At 66.5% G+C, this 20,113-nt stretch carries 18 protein-coding genes, 2 pseudogenes and 1 riboswitch; of the genes and pseudogenes, 17 read left to right on the top strand and 3 right to left on the bottom strand.

The features are described from left to right. Positions 1 to 11 precede the first annotated feature (11 nt). From ccoN to AAG689_RS14310, 7 genes are all read left to right on the top strand, one after another. Complete coding sequence (gene ccoN, locus AAG689_RS14340) at positions 12 to 1,451, top strand: cytochrome-c oxidase, cbb3-type subunit I (RefSeq protein ID WP_024001279.1); 1,440 nt, start codon at positions 12 to 14, stop codon at positions 1,449 to 1,451. 19 nt (positions 1,452 to 1,470) lie between these two features. Continuing rightward, positions 1,471 to 2,103 carry a cytochrome-c oxidase, cbb3-type subunit II gene (gene ccoO / locus AAG689_RS14335; RefSeq protein WP_406622609.1) on the top strand — a complete coding sequence of 211 codons (633 nt, stop codon included), beginning with the start codon at positions 1,471 to 1,473 and terminating at the stop codon, positions 2,101 to 2,103. Positions 2,104 to 2,115: 12 nt separating this feature from the next. After that, positions 2,116 to 2,253 carry a cbb3-type cytochrome c oxidase subunit 3 gene (locus AAG689_RS14330; RefSeq protein WP_020228289.1) on the top strand — a complete coding sequence of 46 codons (138 nt, stop codon included), beginning with the start codon at positions 2,116 to 2,118 and terminating at the stop codon, positions 2,251 to 2,253. Between the two features lie 30 nt (positions 2,254 to 2,283). Continuing rightward, positions 2,284 to 3,198 carry a cytochrome-c oxidase, cbb3-type subunit III gene (gene ccoP, locus AAG689_RS14325; protein WP_406622608.1) on the top strand — a complete coding sequence of 305 codons (915 nt, stop codon included), beginning with the start codon at positions 2,284 to 2,286 and terminating at the stop codon, positions 3,196 to 3,198. A gap of 81 nt (positions 3,199 to 3,279) precedes the next feature. Then, complete coding sequence (gene ccoG, locus AAG689_RS14320; RefSeq protein WP_020228287.1) at positions 3,280 to 4,722, top strand: cytochrome c oxidase accessory protein CcoG; 1,443 nt, start codon at positions 3,280 to 3,282, stop codon at positions 4,720 to 4,722. Positions 4,723 to 4,781: 59 nt separating this feature from the next. Continuing rightward, positions 4,782 to 5,063 carry a FixH family protein gene (locus AAG689_RS14315; RefSeq protein ID WP_406622607.1) on the top strand — a complete coding sequence of 94 codons (282 nt, stop codon included), beginning with the start codon at positions 4,782 to 4,784 and terminating at the stop codon, positions 5,061 to 5,063. A gap of 115 nt (positions 5,064 to 5,178) precedes the next feature. Further along, on the top strand, positions 5,179 to 5,466 hold the full coding sequence (locus tag AAG689_RS14310; protein ID WP_020228285.1) for a hypothetical protein: 288 nt from the start codon (positions 5,179 to 5,181) through the stop codon (positions 5,464 to 5,466). A gap of 25 nt (positions 5,467 to 5,491) precedes the next feature. Here AAG689_RS14310 and fnr read toward each other — a convergent pair whose 3' ends face one another. Further along, positions 5,492 to 6,214: a fumarate/nitrate reduction transcriptional regulator Fnr gene (gene fnr / locus AAG689_RS14305; protein ID WP_020228284.1), complete on the bottom strand. Its 723-nt coding sequence runs from the start codon at positions 6,212 to 6,214 to the stop codon at positions 5,492 to 5,494. Positions 6,215 to 6,409: 195 nt separating this feature from the next. Here fnr and hemN point away from each other — a divergent pair. From hemN to AAG689_RS14285, 4 genes and pseudogenes are all read left to right on the top strand, one after another. After that, positions 6,410 to 7,791, top strand: a pseudogene (gene hemN, locus AAG689_RS14300) (oxygen-independent coproporphyrinogen III oxidase). Between the two features lie 3 nt (positions 7,792 to 7,794). Beyond that, positions 7,795 to 8,521 (top strand): annotated as a pseudogene (locus AAG689_RS14295) (sulfite exporter TauE/SafE family protein). 101 nt (positions 8,522 to 8,622) lie between these two features. Next, entirely contained in the window at positions 8,623 to 9,927 is a 1,305-nt protein-coding gene (locus tag AAG689_RS14290) for an HD-GYP domain-containing protein (RefSeq protein WP_406622606.1), read from the top strand. Next, positions 9,927 to 12,374 (top strand): EAL domain-containing protein, encoded by a 2,448-nt coding sequence (locus AAG689_RS14285; RefSeq protein WP_406622605.1) that lies wholly within the window; start codon positions 9,927 to 9,929, stop codon positions 12,372 to 12,374. Before AAG689_RS14290 ends, AAG689_RS14285 begins: the two co-directional genes overlap by 1 nt. 256 nt (positions 12,375 to 12,630) lie before the next feature. Here AAG689_RS14285 and AAG689_RS14280 read toward each other — a convergent pair whose 3' ends face one another. Together AAG689_RS14280 and AAG689_RS14275 are read right to left on the bottom strand one after the other, a co-directional pair. Continuing rightward, positions 12,631 to 12,972: a cell division protein ZapA gene (locus tag AAG689_RS14280; protein WP_020228279.1), complete on the bottom strand. Its 342-nt coding sequence runs from the start codon at positions 12,970 to 12,972 to the stop codon at positions 12,631 to 12,633. Beyond that, positions 12,969 to 13,190, bottom strand: a complete 222-nt coding sequence (locus AAG689_RS14275) for a hypothetical protein (RefSeq protein WP_020228278.1) — start codon at positions 13,188 to 13,190, stop codon at positions 12,969 to 12,971. The genes AAG689_RS14280 and AAG689_RS14275 overlap by 4 nt, the downstream gene beginning before the upstream one ends. Before the next feature lie 35 nt (positions 13,191 to 13,225). Further along, positions 13,226 to 13,470: riboswitch (cobalamin riboswitch) on the top strand. Positions 13,471 to 13,551: 81 nt separating this feature from the next. Here AAG689_RS14275 and AAG689_RS14270 point away from each other — a divergent pair. From AAG689_RS14270 to AAG689_RS14245, 6 genes are read left to right on the top strand one after another with little or no spacing between them, the layout of a single operon-like run. Then, positions 13,552 to 15,441 carry a TonB-dependent receptor domain-containing protein gene (locus AAG689_RS14270; protein WP_406622604.1) on the top strand — a complete coding sequence of 630 codons (1,890 nt, stop codon included), beginning with the start codon at positions 13,552 to 13,554 and terminating at the stop codon, positions 15,439 to 15,441. Between the two features lie 6 nt (positions 15,442 to 15,447). After that, a complete protein-coding gene (locus AAG689_RS14265; protein ID WP_406622603.1) occupies positions 15,448 to 16,800 on the top strand; it encodes a cobyrinate a,c-diamide synthase in 1,353 nt (450 codons plus the stop codon). Then, positions 16,797 to 17,372 carry a bifunctional adenosylcobinamide kinase/adenosylcobinamide-phosphate guanylyltransferase gene (locus AAG689_RS14260; protein WP_406622602.1) on the top strand — a complete coding sequence of 192 codons (576 nt, stop codon included), beginning with the start codon at positions 16,797 to 16,799 and terminating at the stop codon, positions 17,370 to 17,372. Before AAG689_RS14265 ends, AAG689_RS14260 begins: the two co-directional genes overlap by 4 nt. Then, positions 17,369 to 18,238, top strand: a complete 870-nt coding sequence (locus AAG689_RS14255; RefSeq protein ID WP_406622601.1) for an ABC transporter substrate-binding protein — start codon at positions 17,369 to 17,371, stop codon at positions 18,236 to 18,238. Before AAG689_RS14260 ends, AAG689_RS14255 begins: the two co-directional genes overlap by 4 nt. Further along, a complete protein-coding gene (locus AAG689_RS14250) occupies positions 18,235 to 19,302 on the top strand; it encodes an iron ABC transporter permease (RefSeq protein ID WP_020228273.1) in 1,068 nt (355 codons plus the stop codon). The genes AAG689_RS14255 and AAG689_RS14250 overlap by 4 nt, the downstream gene beginning before the upstream one ends. Further along, complete coding sequence (locus AAG689_RS14245; protein WP_406622600.1) at positions 19,299 to 20,105, top strand: ABC transporter ATP-binding protein; 807 nt, start codon at positions 19,299 to 19,301, stop codon at positions 20,103 to 20,105. Before AAG689_RS14250 ends, AAG689_RS14245 begins: the two co-directional genes overlap by 4 nt. The last annotated feature ends 8 nt before the right edge of the window (positions 20,106 to 20,113 follow it).

Raw genomic sequence — 20,113 nt, 5'->3', positions numbered from 1 at the left:
AGAGGTGCCCGATGGATACTCCACAAGCAAAAGTAGCGCATTACGACGACACCGTCGTGCGCCAGTTTTCTATCATGGCCGTTGTATGGGGGGTGGTTGGGATGTTGGTCGGCGTGTTCATCGCCGCCCAACTGACTTGGCCTGAACTCAACTTCGGCATCCCATGGCTGAGCTATGGGCGGCTGCGGCCGCTGCACACCAATGCGGTGATCTTCGCCTTCGGCGGTTGCGGCCTGTTCGCCACCAGCTACTACGTGGTGCAGCGCACCTGCCAGACGCGCCTGTTCGGCGGGCCGCTGGCGGCGTTCACGTTCTGGGGCTGGCAGTTGGTGATCGTGGCGGCTGCCATCAGCCTGCCGCTGGGCTATACCTCCGGCAAGGAATACGCCGAGCTGGAGTGGCCCATCGACATCCTGATCGCCGCCGTGTGGGTCTCGTATGCCGTTGTGTTCTTCGGCACCATCGGCAAGCGCAAGATCAAGCACATCTACGTGGCCAACTGGTTCTTCGGCGCGTTCATCATCGCCGTGGCCCTGCTGCACATCGTCAACAGCGCCGCCATTCCGGCAGGCTTCATGAAGAGCTACTCGGCCTATGCCGGCGTGCAGGACGCCATGGTGCAGTGGTGGTACGGCCATAACGCCGTGGGCTTCTACCTGACCACGGGCTTCCTGGGCATGATGTACTACTTCATCCCCAAGCAGGCCGGCCGTCCGGTGTACAGCTACCGCCTGTCCATCGTGCACTTCTGGGCGCTGATCTTCACCTACATGTGGGCGGGTCCGCACCACCTGCACTACACCGCGCTGCCCGACTGGACGCAGTCCGTGGGCATGGTCTTCTCCCTGATCCTGCTGGCACCGAGCTGGGGCGGCATGATCAACGGCATCATGACCCTGTCGGGTGCATGGCACAAGCTGCGTGACGACCCCATCCTGCGATTCCTGATCGTGTCGCTGTCGTTCTACGGCATGGCCACGTTCGAAGGTCCGATGATGTCCATCAAGACCGTCAACGCACTGTCGCACTACACCGACTGGACCGTGGGCCACGTGCATGCCGGCGCTCTGGGCTGGGTGGGCCTGATCACCATGGGTTCGCTCTACTACCTGGTGCCGCGCCTGTTCGGCAAGGAAAAGATGCACTCGGTTAAGGCCATCGAGCTGCACTTCTGGCTGGCCACCATCGGCATCGTGCTGTACATCGCCGCGATGTGGATCGCCGGCGTGATGCAGGGCCTGATGTGGCGCGCCGTGAATGCGGACGGCACCCTGACCTACACCTTCGTGGAAAGCGTCAAGGCCACCTATCCGTTCTATGCCATCCGCTTCGTCGGTGGCCTGCTGTATCTGGGCGGCATGGTGGTCATGGCCTGGAACGTGTGGCTGACGGCCATCTCCGGCCGTTCCGTCAAGGTGGCCATCCCGGCCGTGAATGCTGCTCACGCCTGAAGGCCCGAGGACTCAAGACATGTCTGATACCCAAAACAAAGCATCGTCCGGCTTCACCCACGAGAAGGTCGAGACCAGCAACTTCCTCATGATCGTCCTGATTCTGCTGGTGGTCGCCGTCGGGGGGCTGGTGGAAATCGTTCCGCTGTTCTTCCAGAAGTCCACCACGGAGCCGGTCCAGGGCATCAAGCCCTACACGGCCGTGCAGTTGATCGGCCGCGACATCTACCTGCGCGAGGGCTGCTACAACTGCCATTCGCAGATGATCCGCCCGTTCCGCGCCGAGACGCTGCGCTACGGCCACTACTCGGTGGCGGGTGAGTTCGTCTACGACCACCCCTTCCAGTGGGGCTCCAAGCGTACCGGTCCCGATCTGCACCGCGTGGGCGGCAAGTACAGCGACGAATGGCATCGCATCCACCTGAACAACCCGCGCGACGTGGTGCCCGAGTCCAACATGCCTGCCTATCCGTGGCTCGAGAAGAACCTGATCAATCCTGCCGACGTGGCTCCGCGCATGAAGGCGCTGCGCACCGTGGGCGTCCCGTATACGGACGAGGACATCGCGGGAGGGGCGGAGGCCGTCAAGGGCAAGACCGAGATGGACGCCGTCGTGGCCTACCTGCAAGTGCTGGGCCGCGCGCTCAAGTAAGGAGAGGAAGCCATGGACATCACCACCATGCGCATCGTGGCCACGCTGGCATCGCTGGCGTGTTTCGTGGGCATCTGGTTCTGGGCGTACATGCGCAGCAACCGGGCCCGCTTCGAAGAGGCCGCGCAAGTGCCCTTCGCCGAGGACTGAATGGCTCCTTCACAAGAAAAGAGATAACCCATGAGCGATTTCACCCATAACTTCTGGTCCCTCTATGTGGCCGGAATCACCATCATCGGCATCGTGGCCTGTGGCCTGCTGCTGTGGATCACCTCGCGCAAAAAAGTCGAGGCGACGGCGGACAATACGACCGGCCACGTCTGGGACGTCGATCTGACGGAAATGAACAACCCCATGCCCCGCTGGTGGATGTGGCTGTTCGTCATCACTCTCGTTTTCGGTGCCGGCTACCTGATCGCCTATCCTGGCCTGGGTACCTTCAAGGGCCAGCTGGGCTGGACCCAGCTGGGTGAGTACCAGGCTGAGGTCGACAAGGCTTCTGCGGAACTCCAGCCTCTCTATGCCCGTTTCGCCAGCATGAAGACCGAGGAAATGGCAGGCGATGCGGCGGCCATGGCCATCGGCGAGCGCTTGTTCATGAACAACTGCGCGCAATGCCACGGTTCCGACGCGCGCGGCAGCAAGGGCTTCCCCAGCCTGGCGGACGGCGACTGGCTGTATGGCGGCGCGCCCGACCAGATTCGCCAGACCATCCACGACGGCCGCGTGGGTGTCATGCCCCCCATGGCTGCAGCGGTGGGCTCTCCCGAGGATGTGCGCAACCTCTCGCACTATGTGCTCAGCCTGTCGGGCAGCCCGCATGACTCGCTGAAGGCATCGCTGGGCAAGTCGAAGTTCACGGCGTGCGCTGCGTGCCATGGCATGGACGGCAAGGGCAACGTGGCTCTGGGTGCCCCCAATCTGACGGATGACATTTGGCTGCACGGTTGGGGCGAAGCCGCCATCACGGCTATGATCAACAACGGAAAGACCAACGAGATGCCGGCACAGGCCGGCAAGCTGACCGACGCACAGATCAGCGTGCTGACAGCTTACGTGTGGGGCTTGTCCAACAAGGCCGGCGCCGCGCGCTGACGCCCCTCCACCGGCCGGACACCCCCTCATGGGGTGCCGGCCGTTTTTCATGCGGAAGCCGCTTCCCAAGAGATCCCCACCATGAAGCCAGCCGAAGGCCAGCCCCGCAAGGTGATCCCCATCGCACCTGCCGCGGCAGATAACTCGCAAACCGAAGTTGTTTCGCTGTACGAGGCGCAGAAGAAGATCTATCCCCGTTCCATCAGCGGCATTTTTGCCCGGTGGCGGTGGGTCATGGTGTTCCTGACGCAGTTGATCTTCTACGGGTTGCCATGGTTCGAGTGGGGCCAGCGCCAGATGGTGCTTTTCGACCTCGGTGCCCGGCGTTTCTACATCTTCGGGCTCGTGCTCTATCCGCAGGACTTCATCTACCTGACGGGCCTGCTCATCATCTCGGCCCTTTCGCTGTTCCTGTTCACCGCTGTCGCAGGGCGCCTGTGGTGTGGTTTCTCGTGCCCGCAGACGGTCTACACGGAAATGTTCATGTGGATCGAGCACAAGATCGAAGGGGATCGCAGTGCCCGCATGCGCCTGGACAACGGACCGTGGACCTTCGAGAAGGTGTGGAAGAAGTCGCTCAAGCAACTGGTCTGGATTGCCGTGGCGTTCTGGACAGGGTTTACCTTCGTGGGATACTTCGTTCCCATTCGCGAACTGGGCAGCGAATTGCTGGCGCTCCAGGGGACGTGGCAGATTTTCTGGGTGCTCTTCTACGGTTTTGCCACCTACGGCAATGCGGGCTACCTGCGCGAGCAGGTGTGCAAGTACATGTGCCCCTATGCGCGCTTCCAGAGCGCCATGTTCGACAAGGACACTTTGGTCGTGACGTACGACCCTGAGCGCGGTGAGCCGCGCGGGCCACGCAACAAGAGCATCGATCACAAGGCGAAGGGACTCGGCGACTGCATCGACTGCACGCTGTGCGTGCAGGTGTGTCCTACGGGCATCGATATCCGGGAGGGCCTGCAGTATGAATGCATTGGCTGCGGCCTCTGCGTGGATGCATGCAACACCGTGATGGACAAGATGAAGTACCCGAGAGGGCTGATCCGCTTCTCTACGCAGAACGGCGTGAAGAACCATTGGACGCAGTCGCAGATGCTCAAGCGCGTGCTGCGTCCGCGCGTGCTGATCTATACGGCTGTGCTGGCCTTGCTGTGCGTGGGCATGCTGGCCAGCCTCGTGGTGCGCACGCCGCTCAAGGTGGACGTGGTCCGCGACCGCGCGGCACTGTCCCGGATCGTGGCAGGCGGCAAGCTGGAAAACATCTACCGCTTGCAGATCATGAATGCCACCGAAGGCACGCAGCGCTACCGTATCAGTGCGCGCGGGCTGGAAGGGCTGGAAGTCGCCTCCGAATCGGAGATCGATATCGGACCGGCCGAGTCGCGCTGGGTGGCAGTGCGGCTGCAGGTGCCCTATGGTTCTGCCGCGCCCGGGTCGCACACTGTGTTTTTCGACATCCAGGCACAAGGCGATAAAGCGCAGGTGGCCGAGAAGTCGGTGTTCCTGGTACCCCGCTGATGGGCTTGCCAGGTGGTTATGTTCAGGTCAGGCCTCCTTATGGGGCCAAGGAGTTTCCCATGCCCGCAGTCCCATCCATGAATGAATCGCCAGTGGCGCAGCCTTGGTGGAAATATGGCCATGTCTGGCTGGTGATCGCCGGGCCGGTGATCGTGGTGATCGCTGGCTTCGTGACGCTGTGGCTCGCGATCCGGCAGCCCGACCCTGTATTGGCGGAAGACTATTACCAGCGTGGCCTAGAGATCAACAAGACGCTCCAGCATTCCGAGGCCAGCATGGCCCCTGCGATAAAGGGCCGCAACCATGCCGCCACGCCCCTCGAGGACCAGCCTCGCCGGTGACGCGGAGCCGCATCCGAAAAGAATTGATGCAGGTAAGGGGAATCGAGAGGTCGGGTACTCTTTGCACGCGCAGGGCATGATGCTAGGCTGTCACCATTGCAAGGAGGCACGCGAAATGTGGACGCAGCGACTGATGTGGATTGCCTGGCCCGCCTTTCTGATGGCAGGGGTCATGGAAATGGTGGTGTTTGCCTTCGTGGATCCGGAGGCATTGCACTGGTTCGACCAACCCATGAACCTATCGCGGCAAGGCGTTTACACCGTTGCCTTCTTCATCTTCTGGTTGGTGATCATGGCGTCGAGTGCATTGACGACCATGCTGTCCCTCTCGCCGTTCGAGGTCAACCGCTGTCCTGTGCCCAAGGGAGACCGTCCCCTGGACTGCGCAAAGTATTCGTCCTGAAGACGCGGGCCGCCTGCAAGGCGGTTCAGTGGCAGGCTTGTTGGCTGTTCACGATGCGTTTCAGGGCATCGGTGTCCACGATGCGGACATGCCGCTGCTTGACTTCCACGATGCCTTCTTCCACGAATTTCGAGAATGTACGGCTCACGGTTTCCAGCTTGAGACCGAGGTAGCTGCCGATTTCCTCACGCGTCATGCGCAGGACCAGTTCCGACTGGGAAAATCCCCGCGCATGCAGGCGCTGCACCAGATTCAACAGGAAAGCCGCTAGACGCTCCTCGGCGCGCATGCTGCCGAGCAGGAGCATGACGCCATGTTCACGCACGATCTCGCGGCTCATGATCTTGTGCACATGGCTCTGCAGTGCCGTCACTTCGCGGGAGAGCTCTTCAATGCGGTCGAAGGGCATCACGCAGACTTCTGCATCCTCGAGCGCTACGGCGTCGCAGGTGTGCCTGTCGTTCACGATGCCATCGAGGCCGATGATCTCCCCGGCCATCTGGAAGCCGGTGACCTGATCGCGTCCATCCTCCGTGGCGACGCAGGTCTTGAAAAAGCCCGTGCGGATCGCAAAAAGGGAAGTGAAGGCTTCACCGTTGCGAAACAGCGTGCCGCCTCGCTTGATCTTGCGGCGGATGGCCACGATTTCGTCGATGCGTTGCAATTGCTGGTCGTTCAGCCCCAGGGGCATGCAAAGCTCGCGCAAGTTGCAGTTGGAACACGCAACTTTGATGGTCTGCAGATTCATGTGCACGGGCGCCCTGTTCATGTGGCTAGCTTACCTCTGAAACCCCTGGAGGCGGAAATGCCGCAGGGAATTGACCGACTTTGAGCCGAAATCAAATTGTCGCTATCCTGACCCCGTGAGTGCTTGATTAAAGTCAAGGACGAGCCGGGGTCTCTGCGGCACAGTGGATAGTCAGATACAAGGAAAATTTTCCCCATGACTGTTGTCACCACCGAGCTCTTGCGTCGCTTCGATGTGCCTGGGCCGCGCTACACCTCCTACCCGACGGCGGACCGTTTCGTGGAGGCTTTTGGCGAAGAAGAATACATTCTTGCGCTGCAGCAGCGCCGCGTGGGTTCGGCGGCCAAAGCGATGCCATTGTCGCTGTATGTGCACATCCCGTTTTGCGAGTCGCTGTGCTACTACTGCGCATGCAACAAGATTATCACGCGGCACCCGGAACGGGCGGAGGTCTACCTGCGCTATCTGAGTCGGGAGATCGACCTGCATACGGCCCATTGCGGTGTCGGGCAGCACGTCAGCCAGTTGCATCTGGGAGGGGGACGCCGACATTCCTGTCCGACGAGGGGCTGCGCGAGCTCATGGGCATGCTGCGCCGCAGCTTCGTGCTGGCGCCTGGGGGCGAATATTCGATTGAAGTGGATCCGCGCACGGTCGACGAGCAGCGCCTGGCTCTGCTGGCGGAACTGGGCTTCAACCGGCTCAGCTTCGGTGTGCAGGATTTCGACCCCGAGGTGCAGAAAGCGGTGCACCGCGTGCAGCCCGCGGAGAAGGTATTCGCCCTGGTGGCGAGCGCCCGCAAGCTGGGATTCGAGTCGGTCAACGTGGATCTGATCTACGGTTTGCCACGCCAGACTCCGGAGTCCTTCGACCGTACGCTGGAGCAGGTCACCCAGTTGCGCCCGGACCGCATTGCGCTCTACGCGTATGCCCACCTGCCCGAGCGGTTCAAGGCGCAGCGGCGCATCGTCTCCGCCGAGTTGCCCATGGCATCGGCCAAAGTGTCCATGCTGGCCCGCTCCATGGATGTCTTCATGGCTAGCGGCTATGTGTACGTGGGCATGGATCATTTTGCCTTGCCGGACGACGCTCTGGCCGTGGCCAAGCGCCAGGGGCGCCTGCATCGCAACTTCCAGGGCTACAGCACCCAGCCTGACTGCGACCTGATCGGCCTGGGCGTCTCGGCCATCGGCCGCATCGGCGCTACCTACAGCCAGAACGTCAAGACCCTGGACGAATACTACGACGCGATCAACCAGGGGCACCTGCCCGTTGTGCGCGGCTTGGCGCTGACCCGTGACGATCTGATACGCCGTGCGGTCATCATGGCCTTGATGTGCCAGGGCAAGGTGCTTTTCGAGCCCATGGAGCAATCCTGGCTGATCGATTTTCGCCGTTACTTTGATGTCGAACTGGCCCGGTTGCAGGAGATGGAAGGGCAAGGCCTGGTGAAAATCAATTCCGATGGCGTGGAGGTCACGCCGATGGGATGGTTCTTCGTGCGGGGTGTGGCGATGGTGTTCGACAAGTACCTGCAGGCCGGGCGCAACCGGGCGCAGTTCTCCCGCATCATCTGATCCATGCTGCTGGCCCTGGCCTCCACGGCATTGCTCATGGGCATCACGGGCGGGGCGCACTGCCTTGTCATGTGCGCGGCTCCTTGCGGCGCATTGACGGGGCAAGGGGGGAAAGCCACAGGCCTCGGAGCAGGCGGTCCAGTGGGTCTCGCACAAGCGCCGGGGCAGGGGGCGCCTGCTGGGATTCCACTTGGGGCGGCTCGTTGGCTACGGTGCGGCGGGAGCCATGGCTGCGCTGGCAATGGAGCGCCTGGCGTGGCTGAGCCAGTTCAGCCCTGCGCTGCGCCCAGCGTGGACGATGATGCATGTGATGATCCTGGCCTGGGGGGCGCTGATGGTGCTGCAGGCGCGCCAGCCCGCGTGGATCGAAGCCGCTGGTCGCCGCGTATGGGCCAAAACCAAGCCTCTCGTATCCAAGCCTGGAGGGGTGTTTGCTGCGGGAGTCGCCTGGGCCCTGCTGCCTTGCGGCCTGCTGTATACCGCATTGCTCATGGCCGCACTGAGCGGCAGTGTGGCCAACGGGGCTGCGTGCATGGTGCTGTTCGGAATCGGCAGCGGTTTGTGGCTGGTCGCCGGCCCTTGGGCATGGAGCCGGTTGCGCGAGCGGCTGAACGCGCTGCGCGGAAGCTGGGGGACGCGGTTGGCCGGCGCGGTGCTCCTGACCATGGGGGCATGGGCCCTATGGATGGACGTAGTCCACGGACAGCCGGCCCCCTGGTGCGTGAGCTGAGTGTTGCATCGGCGGCTGTCGCCTACTATTTGTAACAACTCTAAAGCTGCCGTAACTGATGATAATGGTTCAATCAAAGCGAGCTGCCTGCGCTCCGTGAAGTGAACCAATCCGTCCTGATCGACATCGACCAGCTCCGTGTGGGCATGTTCATCCAGCTCGACCTGGGGTGGATGAACCATCCTTTCCCGATGAGCAGCTTCCGGGTGTCCTCGCAAGAGCAAATTCACACCCTGAGAGAGCTGGGACTGAAGCAGGTGCGCTATGTGCCCGCCAAAAGCCAGCCAGTGCCCGAGGTACCCGCCAGATCGGGCTTGCAAAGGGATGGTGCAGAAACGGCGGTGCCCGATCCTGCGGGTGCTTTCGGTACGCAAGAGCAATCCCTTGACACAAGTGCCCCATTTTCCGGCACGCGAGCCTGGCGGGAGCAAAGCGAGTCGCTGCAGCGCTGCGGCCAGCGCTACAGGGAAGCCACGGACACCTATGTCATGGTGTCCACGCAGGTTCTGGTTTCCCCACTTGACGCACGGAGGCAGGTGGACGCGTTGGTGGGCAGTTGTGTGGCCGAGCTGCTGGACGCCGAGCATTGCGCGATCCGCTTGCTGGCCGAGGTGCCCAGCGAGCGACCGGCCCTGCATGCTGTCAATGTCATGGTGCTGGCATTGCTGCTGGGGCGGGCGCTAGGGCTGCAGTCCAGGGAGTTGCACCACGTCGGCGTAGCCGCCTTGCTCCATGACTTGGGCAAGATCATGCTGCCTCCCCACGTCGGCGAGCCGGGAGCTTCGCTGACGCCGGCCGATCTCTCGCGTTATGAGGGGCATGTCGGCCATTCGGTGGAGCTGGGGCAGCGGATGGAGCTGGCCAGCGATGTGCTCATCGCCATCGCCCAGCACCATGAAATGGCGGACGGCAGCGGCTTTCCCTTGCGTCTCATGGCGGACGACCTGGGCCGGGGAGGGCAGATCGTGGCGCTGGCCAATCGCTACGACCGCCTGTGCAATCCGTTGCATGGCGCGCAGGCGCTGACACCGCATGAAGCACTGTCGCAGATTTTCGCGCAGCAGAAGATGTGTTTTGATGCCACGGTGCTGGGCGCCTTCATCCGCATGATGGGGGTCTACCCACCGGGCTCCCTGGTTCAGCTGACGGATGGTCGCTTCGCTTTGGTGGTCTCGGTCGATGCATTGCACCCGTTGCGGCCTTGCGTGTTGCCGTTCGACGCGAAGGTGCCGCGGTCGCAAGCCGTGGCCATGGATCTGGCTGCATATCCGGACGAAGGCATACGCCGCAGCCTCAAGCCGGAACAGCTGCCCCGCGAAGCGCTCGACTACTTGTCGCCGCAGCAGCGCATCTGCTACTTCTTCGAGCGCGCCGTGGATGCGCGGCGGTGCGAGGACGGTGCTTGATGGACAGCCGCCTCTCCCTCGCAGCCTGGACTGCGGTGTGCGACGGCTTGGACGTCGCCCTCTGGGTGGTGGATGGACAGGCGCTGGACATCCTGCACGCCAACGAGGCGGCAGCGCGGCTTGTAGGCCGTCCGGTGGGAAGCATGGTGGGCATGGCGGTGCAGGCGTTGGCCGAGACGCCCGAGGACCACATCTTCTGGAGCCAGTCTGCGCAAGACATCGTGCGGGGCATCCACTCCCGCACCAGCGTCCGGCATGCGGGGAGCGGCCATCTGGTGCCGGTGGAGCGCCGCGTGCTCGCCCTTGTGGGCCACGAAGGCTTGCTGCTGCTGACGATGTACGACCGCTCCGAGCAGGAGGCTTCCGAACGCGAGCTGGAAACCTTGTTGTCCGAGCTGCGTGCGACGCTCGATTCCGCGGCCGACGGTGTGCTGACCTGCAACCTCCACGGCGAGGTGCGTGCCTTCAACCAGCGCCTGGCCCAGATCTGGCACATACCGCGCGAACTGCTGGTGCAGCGCGACGATGCGGCCATCCGGGAGCACATGGAAGCGCAGGTGCTGGACCGCGATGCCTACCGGGCGCGCCTGGCTTCCATTGCGCTGGAGCCGCTGCTCGAAACGACGGACGTCCTGCATCTGCGCAACGGCGCCACGATCGAGCGCTGCTCCGTGCCGCAGCTCATCAAAGGCCGGCCCGCCGGGCGCGTGTTCTCCTTCCGCGACATTTCCCGGCAGGCGGAGGTGCAGGCGGGCCTGCGCCTGGCGGCGCGGGTGTTCGAATCCAGCCTGGATGCCATCTTCATCGCGGACGAGCAGCATGCCGTCGCACGCATCAATCCCGGCTGCGAGCGGCTGCTGGGAGCCGACGCGCAGGCGCTGGTAGGCCGCCCGGCCCAGAGCCTGCTGTGTCCGAACGACGAGGCCGATGCGTTCATGGGCCGGGTGGCGGACGGGTGGGCGCGCAGGGGGTTCTGGGAAGGCGAACTGGCCCTTGCCCGGCAGGACGGCAGCCGCTGCGCCGTGCAACTGTCCTGGGTGGCGCTGCGCGACGATGCGGGCGCCATCACGCAGAGCATCGGCTTCATGCGCGACCTCACTTCGCAGCATGCAGCCCAGCGGCGCATCGAAGAGCTGGCCTACCGCGACGTGCTGACGGGCTTGCCGAACCGGCTGCTGCTGGGGCAGCGGGTCATGGCGGCCATCGACGGCGTGAGCACGCGCGGCGGCGGCTTTGCGATCCTTTTCCTGGACCTCGACCGCTTCAAGATCATCAATGACTCCATGGGGCACCCGTTCGGAGACCGGGTGCTGCAGCTCGTGGCGAGGCGGCTGCAGGACTGCCTGCGCCAGTCAGACATGCTCTGCCGCCTGGGAGGCGATGAATTCGTCATCTACCTGCACGATGCCGATGCGGTGGTGGCAGAGGCCGTAGCGCGGCGTGTGCTGGACGAGATGGCGAGCCCGTTCATGCTCGATGAGCTGGGGTTCTCGATCCAGTGCAGCATCGGCATGGCCTTGTATCCCCGCGACGGCATGACGCTGGACGACCTCATCAAGCAGGCGGACACGGCCATGTACCGCGTCAAGGAGCGCGGACGCGGCAGCTACGGCTTCTACCAGCCGCAGATGAATGCCCATCTGCTGTCGCGCATGAAGATGGAGCACGCGATGCGGCAGGCCCTCGGGCAGGGGCACATGGCCGTGCACTACCAGCCCCAGGTGGGCATGGCGGACGGACGCATCGTGGGCGCTGAGGCGCTGGTCCGGTGGACCGACCCTGAATTGGGCGCGGTATCGCCCAGCGTGTTCATTCCGCTGGCAGAGGAGTCCGGCTACATCGTCACGCTGGGGGCATGGGTCATGGAACAGGCCATCCGGGAAGCGGCCCGCTGGCGGCGATGCGGCGTGCCGCTGCCGGTGTCGGTCAATGTCTCGGCACTGGAGTTCCGCCAGCCCGGCTTCGTGGAGCGCGTGACCGGCCTGCTGGACGAATGCGGCCTTCCGCCGGACCAACTGGAGCTGGAACTGACGGAAACCATCCTGCTGCAGGATGCGCTGGAGATGGAGCAACTGCTCCATGCCTTGTCGCAATTGGGCGTGCGTCTGTCCATTGACGACTTCGGAACCGGCTATTCCAGCCTGGCCTATCTCAAGAAGCTGGACATCCACAAGCTCAAGATCGACAAGTCGTTCGTGAGCGGCCTGCCCGGCGACGAGGGTGACCGGGCGATCGTGCGCGCCATCGCCAGCATGGGCCGCGCGCTGCGCATCGAAGTTCTCGCGGAGGGCGTGGAAACCGAGCAGCAGCGGCTCGCGTTGCGTGAGATGGACTGCGACTGCTACCAGGGATTCCTGTGCGCGCCCGCCTTGCCGATGGCCGACTTTCGCGCTCTGCTGGCGCGGCAGTGGGGCGCTTCTGGCTTGCTGGCGGGGGGTGAGGTCTGATGCGTGCCCTGCGTCATGGGCACAGGAAGAGGGTGTCTGCAAATGCCACCGGACCGGCATCCTGAACCGGGGGTTCAGGTGGGCGAGGGCAGCCAGGCGTTGGGTTCATCTGACGCGAGATGATCACGCTCACCAGGCAATGTACCAAGCCCGTGCTCAATGAGCATTGGTTCAAGGAAATATAAAGTCCGGCAGCACTGCAGACGGTTCCATTGTAAGGCCGCGAGTCCGGGTTGGGGACCTCTTCAGGGAATGCTTACAAGAGTCGCCCGTCGTCACCCAGGGCTTCGTCCAGGCGCAGCAGCAACTGCTGCACGCGTTCGTCGCCGGCGGCTTCATCCGTGCCGGTTGGCGCGGCGCTGGCCCGCGCAACGGACTGCGCCGCGGCGGACAGGGCTTCCCGGTCGGCCAGCTCGAATGCCAGGTTGAGGGCAGCCAGCACCGCGATGCGCTCGCGCGCGCGTACCTTGCCCGCGTCGCGGATACGGGTCATGGCCGTGTCCACGCGCTCCACGGCGTCCAGCAGGCGGGCCTCCTGCCCTTCGGGGCAGGCCAGCACATAGCTTTGCTGCAGGATCTGGACCTCGATTTGCTTCATGGCGCGTCCTTCGTCTCGGAAGCAGGGGGCAGGCGGTCAAGCAGTGCGTCCACGCGCGCGCGGGCGGCCTGCAGGCGGGATTGGAGGGAGTCGCGCTCCTGCGTGAGCGCCATGACCTGCTGCGCCAGCAGCGTGTTGGTGCGCTGCAGCTCCGCATGGCGCAGCAGCAAGCGCTCGACGCGCTCGGCGATCTGATCGAGGGAGGAGGGGTGGGCCATACGCCGCCGATTGTAGGGACGGCGTCGCCGGGCAACGTAAAATTACACGCGTTGGTGCTCGCGGCGTGGTTCGCATGCCGCAGTTCAACGGGAAGCAGGGAAGGCGCCTCCGCCATGGAGCGTGTCCTGTGCCTGCGCTGCCCCCGCAACGGTCAGCGGATGAGTCGCACGCCGGCTCCACTTTCATACACACGCCACTGGGTGCCTTGAACAAGCCCCTGGGAAGGCCATGGAAGCTGTTCCGCCAGCCCGGATACCGGCCAACATGGTGGCCGTGTGCGCCTGCAAAAAGGCGCACGCGGCTGTATCACCCAACGCTGGCGGGGAAGCTGGCACGGGTTACCTAGCAGTAATTTTTCCTATGATGAATCGGTCTTTCCGCGAGTGCGCCGCAGCGCCCGCGCGTGCGCACCTGCGCTATTCGGCCTTGGCCCTGGCGGCCATGGTGACCTGTGCGGCGCAGGCCCAGGAGGGTGGCGTGCTGGTGGCGCAGAATCTGCGCGCCCCTTCCCTGAATGAAGTCGTGATCACCGCCACCCGCACCGAGCAGCCGCTGACCGACATCGTGGCGGACGTTTCCATCGTGGACCGCGAGACCATCGACACCGCGGGCGCCACCGGCCTGGTGGACCTGCTGGCGCGCCTGCCGGGCGTGGAGATCACGCGCAACGGCGGCGTAGGCAATTCGTCCAATGTGTTCATGCGCGGCGCCGAGGGGCGCTTCACCGCCGTGTACATCGACGGCGTGCGCGTGGACTCGCAGTCCACCGGCGGCGCCGTGTGGGAGCAGATCCCGCTGTCGCAGATCGACCGCATCGAGGTGCTGCGCGGCCCGGCCGCTGCTGTCTACGGCTCGGACGCCATGGGCGGCGTGATCCAGCTCTTCACTAAGAAGGGCGAGGGCCCGGCGGCGCCCTACGTGGGCGTGGGCCTGGGCTCGCACAACCTGCGCAAGATCGAAGCGGGCGTGAGCGGCGCGGCGGGCGCCTTCGACTACGCGCTGGGCATCAGCCACGAGCGCAGCGACGGCTACGACATCCGCGACAACGCGGGCCACAACCCCGACAAGGACGGCTACCGCGCCACGGCGGGCAATGCGCGCCTGGGTTTCCAGATCAATACCGCCCATCGGCTCGACGCCACGCTGCTGGCCAACGAGATGAAGTCGGGCTACGACGGCTCCAAATACACCCCGGCCAACCCCGAGAACGACCAGAACGACAACCGCATGCACACGGCGGGCCTCACCTGGTCGGCCAAGTGGACGGATGCGTTCAGCTCGCGCGTGTCGGTCACGGACTCGGTCAGCCGGTACGAAACCACGCCTGCCTACTACCTCACCCGCACGCACCTGCGCGGCTACCTGTGGCAGAACGAATACCGCCTGGGCGCGCACCTGTTCACCGCCGCGCTGGAGCGCCGCGAGGACGAGTTGGCCAATGCCCCCATCGACCGCGACCGCTCGCAGGACGCGCTGGCCCTGGGCTACGGCTTCAACGCGGGCGGCCACACCCTGCAGCTCAACGTGCGCCATGACTCCGACAGCGAGTTCGGCAGCAAGAACACGGGCAGCGTGGCCTATGGCTACGCGATCACGCCCACGCTGCGTGCCACGGCATCGGCTGGAACGGCCTTCCGCGCCCCCACGCTGTACCAGCGCTTCAGCATCTACGGCGATCCCAGCCTGAAGCCCGAGACAGGCCGCAACGTCGAACTGGGCCTGCGCTACGCGAGCGGCGCCAGCTATGCGGGCGTGGTGGCTTACCGCAACCGCGTGAGCGACCTGATCGTCTTCGACAGCGGCTACACGGCCTGCAACCAGGCATTCGGCTGCTACAACAGCGTGGGCCGCGCTGAATACAAGGGCGTCACTCTCTCCGCGGGCCACCGCATCGGCGGCGTGACGCTGCGCGGCTCCATCGACCTGCAGAACCCCAAGGACCTCACCACCGGCAAGCAGCTGCAGCGCCGCGCCAAGCGCCATGCCACCTTCGGCGCCGATACGCAGCTGGCCGGCTGGACGCTGGGCGCCGAGGTGCAGGCCTCGGGCCAGCGTTTCGAGAACGCGACCAACACGCAGGTGCTGGGCGGCTACACGCTTGTCAACCTCTATGCCAGCACCCAGGTGGCGCGCGACTTCACGCTGCTCGCCCGCGTGGACAACCTGGGCGACAAGGATTACCAGCTGGCGCGCACCTATGTGACGCCGGGGCGCTCCGTGTACGTCGGCCTGAAGTGGGCCCCGCGCTGACCTGACATGGCCCGCTGCCCCGCACTGGTCATCGCCGCGCCCGCCTCGGGCCAGGGCAAGACCACCGTCACCGCCGCCCTGGCGCGCCTGCATGCACGCCAGGGCCGGCGCGTGCGCGTTTTCAAGTGTGGGCCGGACTACCTCGATCCCCACTGGCACCAGCTCGCCAGCGGCGCGCCAGTGCACCAGCTCGACCTGTGGATGACCGGCGAGGCCGACTGCGCGCAGCGCCTGGCGCAAGCCGCCGCGCAGGCGGACCTGCTGCTGGTCGAAGGGGTGATGGGCCTGTTCGACGGCGAGCACAGCGTGGCCGCGCTGGCGCGGCGCTTCGGTATGCCCGTGCTGGCAGTGGTCGATGCCGGTGCCATGGCCGGCACGCTGGGTGCCGTCGTGCACGGGCTGCGCCACTACTGGGCGGACCTGCCCTGGGCCGGCGTGCTGGCCAACCGCGTGGCGGGCGAGCGCCACGCGGACATGCTGCGCGCCGGGCTACGGGACGGCGCCGACTGGCTGGGCGCCCTGCCACGCCTCACGGATGCCGCTGCGGGTACGGGGGAGCCTGGTGGCCTCCTGCCCGAGCGGCACCTGGGCCTGGTGGGCGCACAGGAGCTGCCCGATGCCCTGCCGCGCCTCGATGCGGCCGCCGACGCGCTGGCCGCCACGCCGCTGGGCCGCATGGATCTGCAGGCGCTGCAGCGCTTTGCCGTGGACTTCGCCGCGCCCTTGCAGCCAACGCCCGTGCCGCCGCTGCTCGCCGGCCGCACCGTGGCCGTGGCGCAGGACGCGGCCTTCTGCTTCGTCTACGACGCCAACCTGGACACCCTGCGCAGCCTGGGCGCGCGGGTGGCCCTCTTTGCCCCGCTGCGCGGCGACCCGCTGCCCGCCTGCGACGCCGTGTGGCTGCCCGGCGGATACCCTGAATTGCATGCCGACACGCTGGCCGCGAACACGGCCCTGCGCGAGGCCCTGCGCGCGCACGTGGGGGCAGGCCGGCCCGTGTGGGCCGAGTGCGGCGGCATGCTGGCGTTGCTGGAGTCGCTCACGCTGGCCGATGGCCGCAGCGTGCCGATGTGGGGCCTGCTGCCGGGCCGCGCCGCGATGCGCCGGCGGCTGGCGGCGCTGGGGCCGCGCGAAGTGCCGCTCGAGGGCGTGGATGGCGCGCAGGCGCTGCGCGGCCACACCTTCCACTACAGCACCACCGACAGCCCGGCCACCGCCTGCGCCCACACCCGGCGGCCCGGCGAAGACGCCGTGGACGAGCCCGTCTACCGCCACGGCAGCATCCGTGCGAGCTACTTCCATGCGTGGTTCGCCTCCAGCCCGCGGGCCGTGGCCGCGCTTTTCACGCAGGCGCCATGAACATCGCCCGCAGCGAACTCATCCTGGGCGGCCAGAAGAGCGGCAAGTCGCGCCGCGCCGAGTTGCTCGCGCGCGCTTGGCTGGCGCAATCCCCCGCGCACCGCGCCGTGCTCATCGCCACCGCCCAGCCGTGGGACGACGAAATGCGTGCACGCATCGCCCGCCACCAGCGCGAGCGTGCCGAGCGCGTGCCTGGCATGGCCACGGTGGAGGCGCCGCGCGACCTTGCCGGCGCGCTGGCGCGCCATGGCGCGGCCCATACCCTCGTGGTGGTGGACTGCCTCACGCTGTGGCTCACCCACTGGCTGATGCCCATGGAATCCGAGTCAAATCAGCCTCCAGCGCTTGACTGGCAAGCGCAAGCAGCTCACTTTTTCGAAGCGCTGGCTGCCAGCCCCGGCCCCGTGGTGCTGGTGGGCAACGAGATCGGCCTGGGCGTCATCCCGCTGGGGCGCGAGGTGCGCGCCTTCGTCGATGCGCTGGGCGTGCTGAACCAGCGCGCGGCCGCCGCCTGCCGCCGCGTGACACTGATGGCGGCCGGACTGCCGCTCACCTTGAAGGACGACACATGAAGCCCTGGCACCGCCTGCTGCTCGCCGCCTGCTGCCTGCTGGCCGGCGCCGCGCAGGCCATCACCATCACCGACGACCGGGGGCGCCAGCTCCACTTCGACGAGCCGCCCCGGCGCATCGTGAGCCTGCTGCCCTCGCTGACCGAAAGCGTGTGCGAGCTGCAGCACTGCGACCGCATCGTGGGCGTGGACCGCTACTCCAACTGGCCCGCCTCCATCCAGCGCCTGCCCCAGGTGGGCGGCGGGCTCGACCCGAACATCGAGGTCGTCGTCGCCCTGCGCCCGGACGTGGTGCTGCTGTCCGTCAGCAGCCGCGTGAGCGACCGGCTGGAGGCCCTGGGCGTGAAGGTGGCCGCGTTGGAGCCCAAGAGCCACGCCGACGTGCGCCGCGTGCTGCGCGTGGTGGGCGACCTGCTGGCCGTGCCGCATGCGCAGGGCGCCGACCGCGTGTGGCGCGTGATCGACGCGGCCGTGCAGGCCGCCGCGCAATCCCTGCCTGAGCGGGCGCGCGGCACGCGGGTGTATTTCGAGGTGAGCCGCGGCCCCTACGCGGCGGGCGCCAGCTCGTTCATCGGCGAGACGCTGGTGCGCCTGGGTGTGCGCAACGTGGTGCCGCCCGAGCTGGGGCCCTTCCCGCGCCTTAATCCGGAATTCGTGCTGCGCGCGCGGCCCGACGTGATCATGGTCGCCAACCGCAGCATGCAGCCCATGGTGCTCTACCCTGGCTGGCAGAACATGGCGGCCGTGAAGGAGGGGCGCATGTGCGAGTTCGGCCCCGAAGTCTCCGACGTGGTGGTGCGCCCCGGCCCGCGCATGGCCGAGGCCGCGCGCATCATGGCCGGCTGCCTGGCAAAGTCCTTCCCATGAACCTGCACGTTCCCCCAAGCGATACCCTTGCCGCGGCCGTGGAGCCGGCGGCACCGGGCCCGGCGCCCGGCAGCCGCCGCGCGGCGCTGCTGGCCACCTGGCTGCTGTCAGGCACGGCCGTGCTGCTGCTGCTGGGCGCCAGCGTGGGGAGCACCGGCTGGGACAGCGTGCTGCATATGGGCAGCGATCCGCTGGCGTGGCAGATCGTGTGGGACATCCGCCTGCCGCGCACGCTGGGCGCGTGGCTGGCCGGCGCGCTGCTGGGGCTGGCCGGTGCCGTTGCGCAGGGCCTGTTCCGCAACCCGCTGGCCGACCCCTACCTCCTGGGCAGCGCCTCCGGCGCGGCGCTGGGCGGGGCCATCGCCATGGCCATGCTGGGCGTCTCGCCCACCACGGCGGGCTGGCTGGTGCGCCTGGGCGTGGTCGGCATGGCCTTCCTCGGCGCGGCCGGGGCCGTGCTGCTCACGCTCACGCTGGCGGGCGGGGTGCAGCACACGCTGCGCCTGCTGCTGGCGGGCGTGATCGTGGGCGTGGTGCTGGGCGCGGTGCGCGACCTGATCCAGGTGGCCAAGCCCAGCATTCTGGAATCCATGCAGGTCTTCACCATGGGCAGCTCCGCCTTCGTGGGATGGCAGGCCTGCGCGCTCATGGCCGCCGGCTGGGCGCTGTGCGCGGGCACGGCCTGGGCGCTGTCGCGGCTGCTGGACGGGCTCATGCTGGGCGAGGCCACTGCTGCCAGCCTGGGCCTGCCGCTCGCGCCCATGCGTGCCGGGCTGGTGCTGGCGCTGGCGCTGGCCACCGGGCTGGCCGTGGCGCACACGGGGCTGATCGCCTTCGTCGGCCTGGCGGCGCCGCACCTGGTGCGGTCGATCGCGCGCGTCACGCACCAGTGGCACGTGTGGCTGTCCAGCCTCATGGGCGCGGTGCTGCTGCTGGCGGCCGACATCTTGGCGCGCTGGGTCATCGCGCCGCAGGAGCTGCCCGTGGGCGTGCTCACCGCCGCGCTGGGCGGCAGCTACCTGCTGTGGCTCATGCACCGCCGCACGCGCGGAGGCGGACTATGAAAAACATAGCTATCAGCGCTCGCCAGATAAGCGCCAGCATTGGAAATGCCCACATACTGCGCGGCATCGACCTGGACCTGCCCGCCGGCCGCTGGACCAGCGTGGTCGGCCCCAACGGCGCGGGCAAGTCCACGCTGCTCAAGGCCTTGGCCGGCCTGCTGCGCCATGCGCGCGCGCAGGGGCAGGTGGAGCTGCTGGGCCGCCCGCTGCACGCCATTCCCATGCGCGAGCGGGCGCGCCAGCTCGCCTGGCTGGGGCAGAACGAGTCCACGGCTGATGACCTGCCCGCCTACGAGGTCGCCATGCTCGGCCGCCTGCCGCACCGCCCGTGGATGGCGCCCCCCAGCGCCGCCGACCACGCCGCCGTGCAGCAGGCGCTGCACACCACGCAGGCCTGGGAATGGCACGCGCGCGCGCTGTCCGAACTGTCGGGCGGCGAGCGCCAGCGCGTGCTGCTGGCGCGGGCCCTGGCCGTGCAGGCGAGCGTCACGCTGATGGACGAGCCCCTGGCCAACCTGGACCCGCCGCACCAGACCGACTGGATGCTCGCCGTGCGCGCCCTGGTGGAGCAGGGCGGCACTGTGGTCAGCGTGCTGCACGAAGTCTCCATCGCGCTGCAGGCCGACGACATGGTGATCATGGCCGCCGGCCGCGTGGCGCACCACGGGCCCTGCGCCGACGCGACCACCCACCGCGCGCTGGAACAGGTATTCGACCACCGCATCCAGGTGCGCCAGATCGACGGCGCCTGGATCGCCTTGCCCCGCATGGCGGCGCAGGCAACCTCTTCCTTGATTGATTAGGATCGTCC

Source organism: Acidovorax sp. SDU_ACID1 (genome assembly GCF_045291395.1).
Lineage (GTDB): Bacteria > Pseudomonadota > Gammaproteobacteria > Burkholderiales > Burkholderiaceae_C > MR-S7.
The sequence above is the reverse complement of the archived record's forward strand: the minus strand, read 5'-3'. Positions and strand labels throughout refer to the sequence as shown.

What these genes read in the sequence shown, in the direction of transcription:
- ccoN (WP_024001279.1), top strand. Translation starts at nt 12, where the DNA reads ATGGATACTCCACAAGCAAAAGTAGCGCATTACGACGACACCGTCGTG.
- ccoO (WP_406622609.1), top strand. Translation starts at nt 1,471, where the DNA reads ATGTCTGATACCCAAAACAAAGCATCGTCCGGCTTCACCCACGAGAAG.
- AAG689_RS14330 (WP_020228289.1), top strand. Translation starts at nt 2,116, where the DNA reads ATGGACATCACCACCATGCGCATCGTGGCCACGCTGGCATCGCTGGCG.
- ccoP (WP_406622608.1), top strand. Translation starts at nt 2,284, where the DNA reads ATGAGCGATTTCACCCATAACTTCTGGTCCCTCTATGTGGCCGGAATC.
- ccoG (WP_020228287.1), top strand. Translation starts at nt 3,280, where the DNA reads ATGAAGCCAGCCGAAGGCCAGCCCCGCAAGGTGATCCCCATCGCACCT.
- AAG689_RS14315 (WP_406622607.1), top strand. Translation starts at nt 4,782, where the DNA reads ATGCCCGCAGTCCCATCCATGAATGAATCGCCAGTGGCGCAGCCTTGG.
- AAG689_RS14310 (WP_020228285.1), top strand. Translation starts at nt 5,179, where the DNA reads ATGTGGACGCAGCGACTGATGTGGATTGCCTGGCCCGCCTTTCTGATG.
- fnr (WP_020228284.1), bottom strand. Translation starts at nt 6,214, where the DNA reads ATGAATCTGCAGACCATCAAAGTTGCGTGTTCCAACTGCAACTTGCGC.
- AAG689_RS14285 (WP_406622605.1), top strand. Translation starts at nt 9,927, where the DNA reads ATGGACAGCCGCCTCTCCCTCGCAGCCTGGACTGCGGTGTGCGACGGC.
- AAG689_RS14280 (WP_020228279.1), bottom strand. Translation starts at nt 12,972, where the DNA reads ATGAAGCAAATCGAGGTCCAGATCCTGCAGCAAAGCTATGTGCTGGCC.
- AAG689_RS14275 (WP_020228278.1), bottom strand. Translation starts at nt 13,190, where the DNA reads ATGGCCCACCCCTCCTCCCTCGATCAGATCGCCGAGCGCGTCGAGCGC.
- AAG689_RS14270 (WP_406622604.1), top strand. Translation starts at nt 13,552, where the DNA reads ATGATGAATCGGTCTTTCCGCGAGTGCGCCGCAGCGCCCGCGCGTGCG.
- AAG689_RS14265 (WP_406622603.1), top strand. Translation starts at nt 15,448, where the DNA reads ATGGCCCGCTGCCCCGCACTGGTCATCGCCGCGCCCGCCTCGGGCCAG.
- AAG689_RS14260 (WP_406622602.1), top strand. Translation starts at nt 16,797, where the DNA reads ATGAACATCGCCCGCAGCGAACTCATCCTGGGCGGCCAGAAGAGCGGC.
- AAG689_RS14255 (WP_406622601.1), top strand. Translation starts at nt 17,369, where the DNA reads ATGAAGCCCTGGCACCGCCTGCTGCTCGCCGCCTGCTGCCTGCTGGCC.
- AAG689_RS14250 (WP_020228273.1), top strand. Translation starts at nt 18,235, where the DNA reads ATGAACCTGCACGTTCCCCCAAGCGATACCCTTGCCGCGGCCGTGGAG.
- AAG689_RS14245 (WP_406622600.1), top strand. Translation starts at nt 19,299, where the DNA reads ATGAAAAACATAGCTATCAGCGCTCGCCAGATAAGCGCCAGCATTGGA.